Annotated in this window: 12 protein-coding genes; 6 read left to right on the forward strand and 6 right to left on the reverse strand. The window is 64.3% G+C overall.

The genetic code is table 11. The features are described 5' to 3' along the window. Positions 1–63 precede the first annotated feature (63 nt). The gene (locus tag J0J06_RS00595) at positions 64–2,322 is read left to right on the forward strand and encodes an NADP-dependent malic enzyme (RefSeq protein WP_294039419.1); all 2,259 of its coding nucleotides are present in this window, start codon (positions 64–66) and stop codon (positions 2,320–2,322) included. A gap of 60 nt (positions 2,323–2,382) precedes the next feature. Next, on the forward strand, positions 2,383–3,003 hold the full coding sequence (locus J0J06_RS00600) for a TIGR02281 family clan AA aspartic protease (protein WP_294039420.1): 621 nt from the start codon (positions 2,383–2,385) through the stop codon (positions 3,001–3,003). Here the strand turns inward: J0J06_RS00600 and J0J06_RS00605 are convergent. After that, a complete protein-coding gene (locus tag J0J06_RS00605; RefSeq protein ID WP_294039421.1) occupies positions 3,000–3,788 on the reverse strand; it encodes an SDR family oxidoreductase in 789 nt (262 codons plus the stop codon). The two genes, J0J06_RS00600 and J0J06_RS00605, sit on opposite strands and share 4 nt — an antisense overlap. 40 nt (positions 3,789–3,828) lie before the next feature. Then, a complete protein-coding gene (locus J0J06_RS00610) occupies positions 3,829–4,974 on the reverse strand; it encodes an acyl-CoA dehydrogenase family protein (protein ID WP_294039422.1) in 1,146 nt (381 codons plus the stop codon). Between the two features lie 136 nt (positions 4,975–5,110). Here J0J06_RS00610 and J0J06_RS00615 point away from each other — a divergent pair, with 136 nt between their 5' ends. The 4 genes from J0J06_RS00615 to J0J06_RS00630 all read left to right on the forward strand — a co-directional run bounded on the left by J0J06_RS00615 (position 5,111) and on the right by J0J06_RS00630 (position 8,149). Then, on the forward strand, positions 5,111–5,941 hold the full coding sequence (locus tag J0J06_RS00615) for an SDR family NAD(P)-dependent oxidoreductase (RefSeq protein ID WP_294039423.1): 831 nt from the start codon (positions 5,111–5,113) through the stop codon (positions 5,939–5,941). Further along, positions 5,938–6,546 carry an MFS transporter gene (locus J0J06_RS00620; protein ID WP_294039424.1) on the forward strand — a complete coding sequence of 203 codons (609 nt, stop codon included), beginning with the start codon at positions 5,938–5,940 and terminating at the stop codon, positions 6,544–6,546. Before J0J06_RS00615 ends, J0J06_RS00620 begins: the two co-directional genes overlap by 4 nt. After that, positions 6,467–7,417, forward strand: coding sequence for an MFS transporter (locus J0J06_RS00625; protein WP_294039425.1), 951 nt, complete (start codon positions 6,467–6,469; stop codon positions 7,415–7,417). The genes J0J06_RS00620 and J0J06_RS00625 overlap by 80 nt, the downstream gene beginning before the upstream one ends. Before the next feature lie 177 nt (positions 7,418–7,594). Beyond that, on the forward strand, positions 7,595–8,149 hold the full coding sequence (locus J0J06_RS00630) for a CHAP domain-containing protein (protein WP_294039426.1): 555 nt from the start codon (positions 7,595–7,597) through the stop codon (positions 8,147–8,149). A 60-nt stretch (positions 8,150–8,209) separates the two neighbouring features. On the opposite strand, the gene msrB is transcribed toward J0J06_RS00630, so the two are convergent. The 4 genes from msrB to J0J06_RS00650 all read right to left on the reverse strand — a co-directional run bounded on the left by msrB (position 8,210) and on the right by J0J06_RS00650 (position 12,259). Then, positions 8,210–8,701, reverse strand: a complete 492-nt coding sequence (msrB, locus tag J0J06_RS00635) for a peptide-methionine (R)-S-oxide reductase MsrB (protein WP_294039427.1) — start codon at positions 8,699–8,701, stop codon at positions 8,210–8,212. A gap of 52 nt (positions 8,702–8,753) precedes the next feature. Then, positions 8,754–9,995, reverse strand: coding sequence for a cytochrome P450 (locus J0J06_RS00640; RefSeq protein WP_294040791.1), 1,242 nt, complete (start codon positions 9,993–9,995; stop codon positions 8,754–8,756). Positions 9,996–10,091: 96 nt separating this feature from the next. Next, on the reverse strand, positions 10,092–11,318 hold the full coding sequence (locus J0J06_RS00645) for an ABC transporter permease (protein WP_294039428.1): 1,227 nt from the start codon (positions 11,316–11,318) through the stop codon (positions 10,092–10,094). Beyond that, entirely contained in the window at positions 11,318–12,259 is a 942-nt protein-coding gene (locus tag J0J06_RS00650; protein ID WP_294039429.1) for an ATP-binding cassette domain-containing protein, read from the reverse strand. The genes J0J06_RS00645 and J0J06_RS00650 overlap by 1 nt, the downstream gene beginning before the upstream one ends. Positions 12,260–12,280 lie beyond the last annotated feature (21 nt).

The following is a 12,280-nucleotide window of genomic DNA, read 5'->3' on the forward strand; positions in this document are numbered from 1 at the left end:
AAGCCGGTTCCCTTATCGGCATGCGGCTCCTAAGGGTGAGCCGACAGAGAGGTTGCTCCACCAATGACCGAGAAGAAGTCCGCCCAGTTTTCCGACCGCGAAGCATTGCTGTTCCATTCGGAGGGACGGCCCGGCAAGATCGAGATCATCGCGTCGAAGCCGATGGCGACGCAGCGCGACCTCGCGCTCGCCTATTCGCCGGGCGTGGCGGTGCCGGTCGAAGCAATCGCGGCCGATCCAGCGACGGCGTATGATTACACGGTCAAGGGCAATCTGGTCGCGGTCATCTCGAACGGCACCGCGATCCTTGGCCTCGGCAATCTTGGCGCGCTGGCGTCGAAGCCGGTGATGGAAGGCAAAGCGGTACTGTTCAAACGCTTCGCCGATGTGGATGCGATCGACCTGGAGGTAGAGACCGAGGATGTCGATCGATTCATCGGCTGCGTGGAACTCCTGGGCGCCAGCTTCGGCGGGATCAACCTTGAGGACATCAAGGCGCCCGAATGCTTCATCATCGAGCAGACGCTGCGCGAGCGGATGAACATCCCGGTCTTCCATGACGACCAGCATGGCACCGCGATCATCACCGCCGCCGGTCTCATCAACGCGTGCCTGCTGACCGGACGGCAGCTGTCGGAGATCAAGGTCGCGGTGAACGGCGCGGGCGCGGCGGCGATCGCCTGCACCGCGCTGATCAAGGCGATGGGCGTGCGCAACGAGAACGTCATCATGTGCGACCGGTCGGGCGTGATCTATCAGGGCCGCGAGAACATCAATCAATGGCAGTCGGCGCATGCGGCCGTAACCGAAAAGCGGACCCTTAAGGAAGCGCTGGTGGGGGCCGACCTGTTCCTCGGCCTGTCGGCGGCCGGCGCTGTCACGCCGGACATGGTGAGGGACATGGCTCCCGCGCCGATCATCTTCGCGATGGCCAACCCGGTCCCCGAAATCCTGCCCGAACTGGCGAAGGAAGCGCGTCCCGACGCGATCATCGCCACAGGGCGGTCGGACTATCCGAACCAGGTAAACAACGTGCTCGGCTTCCCGTTCATCTTCCGCGGTGCGCTCGACGTGCGCGCGACCGAAATCAACGAGGAAATGAAGATCGCCGCCGCCCAGGCGATCGCCGAACTCGCACGCGAACAGGTGCCGGAGGAAGTCGCCGCGGCGTACGGCGTGCGCCACACGTTCGGTCCCGAATACATCATCCCCGCGCCCTTCGATCCGCGGTTGATGGAGGTCGTTCCCGCCGCGGTCGCCAAGGCGGCGATGGACACCGGCTTCGCGACGAAACCAATCCTCGACATGGCGGCCTATCGCCAGCAGCTCCGCGCACGGCTCAATCCGACCACGTCGGTGCTGACGCTCGCTTACGAAGGCGCGCGCGCGCAGCCCAAGCGCGTGCTGTTCGCGGAAGGCGAGGAGGAAGTGGTACTGCGCGCCGCCGTTGCGTTCCGCGAGGGCGGCTATGGCACCCCGGTGCTGGTCGGCCGCGACGACGTCCACGATCGCCTCCGCGCGCTCGGCGTCAAGGACGTCGAGGAATATGAAGTCCATAATAGCCGCATTTCGCCGCTCGTGCCGCGCATGATCGATTTCCTGTACCAGCGGTTGCAGCGGCGCGGCTATCTGCGCCGCGACGTCGAGCGGATGATCAACCAGGACCGCAATACATTCGGCGCGGTGCTGCTCCAACTCGGCGAGGCCGATGCGATGATCACCGGCGTCACGCGGACCTACGCCCAAACAATGCGCGACGTTCGCCGCGTGATTGACGTCGAGGCGGGGCGGACGGCGTTCGGCATCCACGTCATGGTCGGGCGCAGCCATACCGTCTTCATGGCCGACACCACGATCAACGAGCGGCCGACGGCTGAGGAACTTGCCGACATCGCCGAGCAGACTGCGGCGGTCGCGCGGCGGATGGGGCACGAACCGCGCGTCGCGTTCCTCAGCTATTCGACGTTCGGCAATCCCGAGGGGCGCTGGCTGGAAAATCTGCGCGACGCGATCGGGGTGCTCGACAAGCGTCAGGTGGGGTTCGAATATGAAGGCGAAATGGCGCCCGACGTCGCGCTCAACCCCCGGCAGCTCGCCAACTATCCGTTCGCACGCCTGTCCGGCCCCGCCAACGTGCTGATCATGCCGGGTCTGCAGTCCGCCAACATCTCGGCGAAACTGCTCCGCGAACTGGGCGGCGATTCGGTGATCGGCCCCATGCTGGTGGGCATGGAAAAGCCCGTCCAAATCGCCCCGATGACCTCGACCGCGAGCGAACTGGTGACGCTGGCGGTGCTCGCAGCGGGAGGGATTGCAGGGTAGTCGAGCCACTGGCGAAGCCGCGTCAGCCGCCATACATCTGTGCCATGGCAGATACGCGGCATGGCTGACGGGTTGGGTGGATCGACGCAGCTTTATCTGCTGATCGGCGGCGCAGCGGTCGTCCTGCTGCTGGCGCAGCGTTTTCGCGTGGTCGGGCGGATCGTGTCGTTCGTGTTCATGCTGGGAGCGATCGCGCTGGCGGCGCTGCTGATCGGCGAGCGCGGCCGGTTCGACCCGACATTTGCGCGGATCGCGTCCTTCCTCCAGCTCGATCGAAACCAGGAAGTCGTCGGCAAGGAAATGCGCGTGCCGATGGCGAGCGACGGGCATTTCTGGGTGACGGTGAAGTTCGGCGACGTCGAGCGGCGGATGCTGGTCGACAGCGGCGCGACGGTCACCGCGCTATCGGCGGCAACCGCCGAGGCCGTTGGTCTCAAGCCTGACCGAAGTCCGTTCCCGATGATCGTTCAGACCGCGAACGGATCGATCCGCGCGACCACTGCTACCGCGCCCGAAATCCGCATCGGCAATATCGTCGCGCGCGACTTACCCGTCGTTACCTCGCCTGCGTTCGGCGACATGGACGTGATCGGGATGAACTTCCTGTCGCGGCTCAAGAGCTGGCGGGTGGAGGGGCGGACGCTGATCCTGACTCCGAACCACCCGCAACCCGAAAGCTAGGCGTCGATCGAGACGCCCAGCGAGGCGTTGACCAGCCCGCCGTCGACCACCAGCGTATCGCCGACGACATAGTCCGACGCGCGACTGGCAAGGAAGATCGCGGCGCCCGCCATATCCTCGTCGGTGCCGATCCGGCGCATCGGGATCCGCTTGGCGACTTCGTCACCATGGTCGCGCGCAGCCTTGTTCATTTCGCTGGCGAACGCACCGGGAGCGAGGCTGGTGACGATGATCGCGTCGTTGATCAGTCGCGCCGCCATTCGCTTTGTCAGGTAGATCAGCGCCGATTTGGAGGCGTGGTAGCTGTAGGTTTCCCAGGGATTGAGCCGCAGGCCGTCGATCGAGGTGATGTTGATGACCTTTGACGGCCTGTCGTAGCTCGCCTTGGCCTTGAGCATCCCATGCAGCGCCTGTGTCAGGAAAAAGGGCGACTTGACGTTGAGGTCCATCACTTTGTCCCAGCCGCTCTCCGGGAACTCCTCGAACGGCACGCCCCACGCCGCGCCGGCGTTGTTGACCAGAATGTCGAGGTGATCCTCATGCTCCGCCATCTTCGCCGCGAGCGCCTTGCATCCTTCGACCGTCGAAACGTCCATAGGAATGGGAATGCAGTTTGGTCCGAGCTCGGCGGCGGTTTCCTCGCATGCCGGGGCCTTGCGCGAGGAGATATAGACCTTCGCCCCCTGCGCGATATAGCCCGCCGCGATCATCTTGCCGATGCCGCGCGACCCGCCGGTGATAAGGGCGACGCGTCCCTCCAGGCTGAAGAACTTGCTCGTGTCCATGTCGGTCTCCTGAGTGTGATGGCTTGCCCTGGGGAGGAGGTCAGCCGCCGCGCTTGATGGTTTCGCGCGCGATGATGAGTTGCTGGATCTGGCTGGTGCCTTCGTAGATCCGGAACAGGCGTACGTCGCGATAGAGGCGTTCGATGCCGTAATCGGCGATATAGCCCGCGCCGCCGTAGATCTGGACCGCGCGGTCGGCGACGCGGCCGACCATCTCGCTGGCGAAGTATTTGGCGGCCGCCGATTCCATCACGACGTCCTTGCCGGCGTCCTTGGCGGCGGCGGTTTCGAGCACCATCGCTTTTGCGACCAACGCTTCGGTCTTGGAGTCGGCGATCATCGCCTGGATCAACTGGTGCTCGGCAATCGGTTTGCCGAACTGCTTGCGCTCGGTTGCATACGCAACGCAATCGGCGATCAGCCGCTCGGCCACCCCGACGCACACCGCGCTGATGTGCAGCCGCCCGCGATCGAGCACGCGCATCGCGATCTTGAACCCTTCGCCTTCCGCGCCGAGCCGGTTTTCGACCGGGACGATCACGTCATCGAAGATCACATCGGCGACCTTCGCGCCCTTCTGCCCCATCTTCTTCTCGGGTTCGCCGATCGATACGCCGGCCAAATCGCGGGGTACCAGGAATGCCGACACCCCGCGCGCGCCCGTATCGTCGCCAGTACGCGCCATGACGGTGAACAGGTCGGCCTTGTCGGCGTTCGTTATGTAGCGCTTGGTCCCCGACAGGCGATAGGCCTGCCCATCCCACACCGCCCGGGTCTTCACTGCGCCCGAATCCGATCCGACATCCGGCTCGGTGAGCGCGAAGCTGGTGATGATCTCGCCGCTCGCGATCCGGTGCAGCCACTCGGCCTTCTGCGCGTCGTTGCCCGCCATCACTAGGCCCTGGCTGCCGATCCCGACATTGGTGCCGAAGCTCGACCGGAACGCGGGCGTGGTGCGGCCAAGCTCGATCGCGACCTTCGCCTCTTCCAGCATCGTCAGCCCGAGCCCGCCATATTCCTCGGCGATCGACAGGCCGAAAAGTCCCATCTCCTTCATCTCTGCGATGACGTCGTTGGGAAGCGCATCGTTCGCCTCAACCTCGGCCTCCAGGGGGCGCAACCGTTCTGCCACGAACCGGCGGACCGTATCGATCAAAGCGTCGAAGGTTTCGGCGTCAAGCGCCATCGTGGCTCTCCTGTCTTTCCCGCGATCCGATGCATCAAAGCATCGTGGCTCGCAAACCCGAAATTCGAAAAACGCCGATTGACCACCCTTTGTGCACCCTTATGCTGATCCGAAAACAAGGACGCAGGAGAAGTTGATGCGGTTTCAGGGCAAGCGCGCGGTCGTCACCGGCGGCGCTTCGGGCATCGGACGCGCGACGGCGCTGCGCCTGGTCGATGAAGGCGCGGACGTGCTGATCGGCGACCTCGACGTCGCGGGCGGCCAGGAACTCGCCGACACCTCGAACGGCCGCATCCGGTTCCAGCGCACTGACGTCACGCAAGCCGCCGAGATCGAAGCATTGATGGCGGCGGCCGACGCCGCAGGCGGGATCGACGTGCTGTTCAACAATGCCGGTGCGGCGGGCAGCCGGGAGAAGATCGACGAGATTTCGCCCGACGACTGGGACCGCACGATGGCGCTGCTGCTCCGGTCGGTGGCGATGGGTATCCGATACGCCGCGCCGTTGATGGCGAAGCGCGGCGGCGGGGCGATCGTCAACACATCGTCGGTGTCGGCGCTGGGCAGCGGCTATGCCCCGACCGCTTATTCGACCGCGAAGGCCGGCGTGCTGCACCTCACCAAGATAGCCGCTGCCGACCTCGCCAAGCATAATATTCGCGTCAATGCGGTGATCCCCGGCTTCATCACGACCAACATCTTCACCTCCGCACTCGGGCTGGAGGGGGCGGCGCGCGACCACGTCAACGGCGTGATCGCGCAGACCGCCGCAAAGGCGCAGCCGGTCCAGCGCGCCGGACGGCCTGAAGACATTGCGGCGGCCGTCGCCTACCTCGCGAGCGACGACGCGGCGTTCGTCACCGGCACGGATATTCTCGTCGATGGCGGGATGCTGATCGGCACGCGAGCGAGCTGGGACGACAGCGTGCCGGGCATCTTCTCCGCGCTGGAGGCAGCCTCGGCGTGAGCGACGCGCAGGTCGATGCAGCGGGCGGCATCGCCGTCCCGGTCCGGCGACGCCTGAAGACGGGCGTGACGCTGGCCTACGGGTTCGGGTCGGTGGCGTACGGCGCGAAGGACGCCGCGTTCGGTACCTTTCTGCTGATCTATTACAATCAAGTGCTCGGACTGAATTCGTTCAAGGTCGGGTTGGTGATCATGGCCGCGCTCGTCTTCGACGCGTTCATCGATCCGATGGTCGGCATCCTGTCCGACCGCACGCGCAGTCGCTGGGGACGGCGGCATCCCTGGCTCTACGCCTCCGCCGCGCCGATCGCGATCGGCTGGTTGTTGCTGTGGAACCCGCCGGCGGGGAGCGAGGCCTTCCGGCTCGGCTGGCTGTTCGTCACCGCCGTCATCACGCGCAGCGCGGTCAGTTGTTTTGAGGTGCCCAGCCAGGCGCTCACCCCCGAACTGACCACCGATTATGACGAACGGACCCGGATTACCGCATACCGTTACTTGTTCGGCTGGGCGGGGGGGATTGAGCATCGTGCTGCTCGCGTATGGCGTGCTACTGCTGCCGTCCGACGATTATCCGGTCGGGCTGCTCAACCTGACGGGCTATCATAGGCTGGCGTTGGCTGCGGCGTTACTGATGGTCGTGGGCGTGCTGGTCTCGGCAATCGGTACGCATGGCGAGATCCAGCGCTTGCCCAAGGTCGAGGTCGAATCGCAGTCGTTCGGCGCGGTACTGCGTGAATTGTGGGGGACGCTGCATAATCGCGGGTTCGTGATCCTGATCCTCGCGGGCGTATGCGCTTACACCAATCAGGGGATCGGGTACGCGCTCGCCAATTATTTCTATGCCTATGCCTGGAAGCTCAGTCCCGGCGCGCTGCAACTGCTGCCGCTGACGCTATTCGCGGGAGCGATGGCCGCCTTCATCATCGCGCCGCGCATCGGTCGCAACACCAGCAAGCCGAAGGCGGCTAGCGCATTCGTGTTGCTGGGGGCGGGGTCGTATATCGTTCCCTACGCGATGCTTATGCTTGACGTGTTGCCGCCACCGGGTTGGACGCGAGTAGCCATATTATATCCGATGTTCGCGACGACGACGGCGCTCAACGTGTCGTCGTTCATCCTTGGCGCGTCAATGATGGCCGATGTCGTCGAGGAATCGCAGTCACGCACCGGGCGGCGGAACGAGGGCGTGTTTTTCGCCGGATCGTTCTTCGTCCAGAAATGTACGTCCGGCCTCGGCATCGCCGCCGCGGGTGCGATCCTGGCGCTCGCTGGATTGCAGGAAAAGATGGATCCGGCGACGGTGTCGCAGGCGAAGGTCAATCATCTCGTCCTGATGTTCATCCTCATCTATGCCACGCTGGGGTCGATTGCAGCGTTCCTGTTCACCCGTTTCCCGTTCGGCCGCGCCGAGCACGAGGCACGACTGGCAGGGCTGGCGGCCGCGGAAAACGAAGGACTTCCGCACGTTTCCGATTGACGATTCGCCATGCTGCGCTTGCGAAATAGGACAGCGTTCCCTCCTCAATAGGGCGCTCATCGGCGACTCCACACAGTTCGTCGTGAAAGCCTCCGTTCATCCCCGCGACAGGGTTTCCATGTCGGATTTGTCCATCTAGCCCATCATCAACAGTTCACGACGACCTTCGGGGGGTCCATGAAATTTGGTGTTTTGACAGCGCGTTTTGCGCTGGCGGCGGTGTGCGCCCTGATGACGGTGGTTCCCGCCCAAGCTCGCTTCTGGCAGTGCGCGCCTTACGCCCGGGAAGTTTCCGGCATCCAGATCTTCGGTAACGCCAACACCTGGTGGTCGCAGGCCGCCGGAAAGTATGAACGGGGCAATGCGCCGAAGGTCGGCGCGGTGCTCTCGTTCCGGTCGACCGGCAAGATGCGCCTCGGTCATGTTGCGACAGTTGCGGCGATCGTCAGCGATCGCGAAGTACTGCTCAACCATGCCAATTGGTCGCGCCGCGGCGGCATCGAATATACCGCGCGCGCGGTCGACGTGTCGGCGGCGGGCGACTGGAGCGAGGTTCGCGTATGGTACGGGCCGCAGGGCGGCCTCGGCACTTCGGTCTATCCGACCAACGGCTTCATCTACGCCAACGGCGCGCCGAGCGACGACCGGATGGATGACGAACCCAAGCTGCCCTCGCTGCAAATGGCGAGTGTCGCCGCCGGCACCGGCCGCATGGTGGGTGTGCGCGACTAAGCCGATCCAGCGCAGGTTTTCGAAAGCCCCGTCCCGGACAGCCGGGGCGGGGCTTTTTCTTCATGCCTTGCCCGGTGCGAAGGTCATCGCGACGCCGTTCATGCAGTATCGCAACCCGGTCGGCTTCGGCCCGTCGTTGAATACATGGCCCAGATGCCCGCCACAGCGGCGGCAATGCACTTCGGTCCGTGACATGCCTAGCGATCCATCGGCGCGCGTGCGGATCGCGTTGGGCAACGGCTTCCAGAAGCTGGGCCAGCCGGTGCCGCTGTCGAATTTGGTCGCTGACGAATAGAGCGCCAGCGCGCAGCCCTTGCACGAAAACGTGCCCGCGCGGTGCTCGTCGTTGAGTGGGCTGGAAAAGGGTCGTTCGGTATCTTCGTGGCGCAGCACTTCGTACGCCGCCGGACCGAGCTTTTTGCGCCATTCGGCGTCGGTCATCGTCACTTCGAACTTTTCGGGCGGCTGGGCGGGAGCCGCGCGGCAGCCGAAAAGGACGATGCTGGCGGTGCCGGCGCTCGCAAGGCTCAGGAATTCGCGTCGATTGGTCATATCGGGTCTCCGTCGTTCATAGATACGAGCGACGGACGCATTTTGTTACCCGTCAGTATTTGCTGAGTTCGACCGGCAGCTTGCGATAACCGTGGACGAAACAGGCGGACACGCGCTCCGGCTCGCCGACCACGTTCACGCGCATGCGGCGCTTGGCCATTTCCTCCAGCAGAACGCTGACCTGCAATTCGGCGAGGCGCGCGCCGACGCAGCGGTGGATGCCGTGCCCGAACGCCAGGTGGCGCCGCGCATTGGGGCGATCGACCTGAATGTCGTCGGCGTTGTCGCCGAACACGCTCGCGTCGCGATTGGCCGATAGATACCACAGGGCCAGCTTGTCGCCCGCCTTGATGAGCTGGCCTTCGAGTTCATGATCCTGCGTCGCGGTGCGGCGCATATGCGCGAGCGGGGTCTGCCAGCGGATGATTTCCTGGACCGTATTGGCGATCAGCGACGGGTCGCCCTCCACCTTGGCGCGCTCGTCGGGAAATTTGTCGAGGCCATAGGCGATCGCGCTCATCGTGTTGCGCGTCGTGTCGTTGCCGCCGACGATCAGCAGGATCAGGTTCCCCAGGAATTCGTACTGGTCCATTTCCGACATCGCGTCCGAATGGATCATCATGCTGATGAGGTCGGGGGTGGGTTCCTTGCCGACCTTCTGGTTCCACAGATTGCCGAAATAGGCCCCGCACTCGAACATGTGCTTCAGGCGTTCCTCACGCAGTTCGGGCGTCTTCACCAGTTCGATATCGCCCGCCCAGTCGGACCAGAAGGTCAGCTTGCGCCGGTCCTCCCACGGGAAATCGAAAAGGATCGCCAGCATCTGCGTGGTCAGTTCGATCGACACGGTATCGACCCAATCGAACTCCCTGCCATATTCGAGACTGTCGAGAATCTCTGCGGTGCGGCGGACAATGTCGTCCTTCATCCGCACCATCTCGCTCGGCGTGAAGGCGGGGGCGACGGTACGACGCTGGCCGGTGTGTTTCGGCCGATCCATCGCGATGAACATCGGCATCTTCACGTCGCTGTCGGGCATCATGTCGGCGAGCGTGATGCCGCCGGCCTCGGACGAGAAGATGTCGGGGAGCGATTCAGCCTCGACGATCGGCTTGTAGGTGGAAACGGACCAATAGGGGCCGAAGTCCGATCCCTCGACGCGATAGACCGGGGCCTTTTCGCGCAGTTCCTCGAACGGAGCCTGCCATATGTCGTCGCGGTAGAGTTCGGGACGGGAGACGTCGAGCGGATCGATGGGTCCGTCATATTTGAGGACGGGGCCGCCCGCCACCATCTGCATGACCTCTTCCTGCGATTTGGTCGCCATCGCCCACTCTCCTATTTTTACCAGATCAAGACGATACTTACACAAATGTCAATAGCGTATCGGCTAACCTGCTTTCGATCTCTTCGGTCCGCCGCCCGATTTGAGCACGCCCCGCCGGAACCAACTCGCGCCGAGCCAGATCACCACCGATACCCACAGTAATTGCCACAGGATCGCGATCGCATGCGGCCAGAGCGACGGCGAATTCGCGGCTTGCGCGGCCATCGCCATCGGCGAACTGAACGGGAAGATTTCGGCGATCAGCGCGATCATGCCGCCGGGATTGGCCGCGGCGGTCGTCGCCAGCCCGACCATGCCCATCTGCACGAACGTCATCGGCAGTGACATCATCTGCAATTCGCGCTGGGTCGACGCCTGTGCGCCCAGGATCAGATAGGCCGCGCCGACCAGCAGATAGGACATCACGAAATAGATGAGGAACAGCAGGGCGAACATCGGCTTGCCCACCGCCGGTGCGACTTGCGCGAGTTCGACCGCCATGCGGGCGGGCAACAGGCTGGTGATTTGCGAGACGACCGTGCCCCAGAACCCGACGAACAGCAAAGCGACGCCGAACATGCCGATCAGCTTGCCGACGAACACCGATTCGAGCGGCACTGCGGCGGCGAGCACTTCGATCACCTTGTTGTTGCGTTCCTCCGCCATCGTCCCGATCGTGAGGCCGGCAAGGAACAGTGTCAGCAGGAATATCGCCATCACCGCCAGGAACGCGGCGGTGCCATGTCCGGTGACGGTCACTTGCGTCTGCGCGATCCGAGTCTTGATCGGCGTGCTGAGAGGCGCGGCCGAACCCACGCGATCGGCGCGCAGCACCTGGTCGGCCAGCATTGCGAGATAGTTCGCCTCGCTCGCCGCGCCGTTGCCGTAGAGGATGTGCGGCTTTTCGAGTGGGCCGTAGAGGACGGCATCGACATCGCCCTCGCGGCTGCCGATCAGGCCGCGTGCCTGGGCGTCGGGGTTCCGTTCGGGCAGCTTGAACTCGATCGGCGGGGGCGCCTCGCGACGATCGAACACCGTGCGCAACTGCGCATCGATCGTCTGGATCGCGGGGGTGCGGTCGGGCGTGGTCAGCACGACCAATTTGCTGCGCTCGATCACGCTCTGCGTCATTGACGACGCCCCGACGCCGCCCGCCGCGCCGAACGCGATGGTGAGGAGAGGAGAGAGCAGGAATATCAGGAACGTCGGCGTGAAGACGGTCGCGATGAAATCGCGTCGCGCCACGGTCAGCGCCTGGCGGATATGGCGGCGGAACGAACCGGCGGCCATCACAACGACTCCGTTTCAATTTGGGCTTCGGCTTCGGCCAGCGCCTTAGCGCCGACGATCTTGACGAAGGCGTCATGCAGACCGGGCCGCTCGATCGACAGCCCCGCCACACCATGGCCCGATTGCGTCAACAGCCGCAACATGTCTTCGATCCCGCCATCGGGCACCGGGAAGATCCATTCCCGCCCATTATGCCGCGCGTCGGCGGGCAGGATTCCGGCGATCGACTGGTCGTCGCGTTCGGGCGTGTAGTGCGCCTGCATCGGCAATTGCCCGCGGGCATCGTTGACCGTGCCCTCGAACCGGCGCTTGCCCCCGGCGATGATCGCGAGCCGGTCGCACAGCCGCTCGGCGTGCGCCATGACATGGGTCGAAAACAGTACCGTCGCCCCGCGCGCCTGCTCGCCGCGGATCAGCTTTTCGAGATTCTCCTGGTTGACCGGATCGAGTCCCGAAAACGGCTCATCCAGCACCAGCAGATCGGGCTGATGCACCACCGATCCGAGCAACTGGACGAGCTGCGCCATGCCCTTCGACAGTTTGCGGATCTTGGTGTCGACCGCATAGCCCAGGCCCGCATTCTCCATCAGGTCGACCGCGCGCTTGCGTCCCACGGTCCATGGCAGGCCGCGCAACGCCCCCATGAACGCGATCGCCTCGCGCGCCTTCATCGCCGGGTAGAGACCACGTTCCTCGGGCAGATAGCCGACCTGATCGCTGGCGTCGCGCGGATGGCTGTGGCCGAGTAACGTCCGCTTGCCTTCGTCCGGCTCGATGATGCCGAGCAGCATACGGAGCGTCGTCGTCTTGCCCGCGCCGTTGGGACCCAGCACGCCGTAGATGGTGCCCGCCGGCACCGCCAGGTCGATCCCGTCGACCACTCTCCGTTGCCCGAATTTCTTGACCAGGCCGTTGGCGGTGACCGCCAGGGTTTGTGTCACGCAAACTATCCCTTTGTTCTC

Origin of the sequence: Sphingomonas sp. (genome assembly GCF_017304615.1) — a bacterium.
GTDB lineage: Bacteria > Pseudomonadota > Alphaproteobacteria > Sphingomonadales > Sphingomonadaceae > Sphingomonas.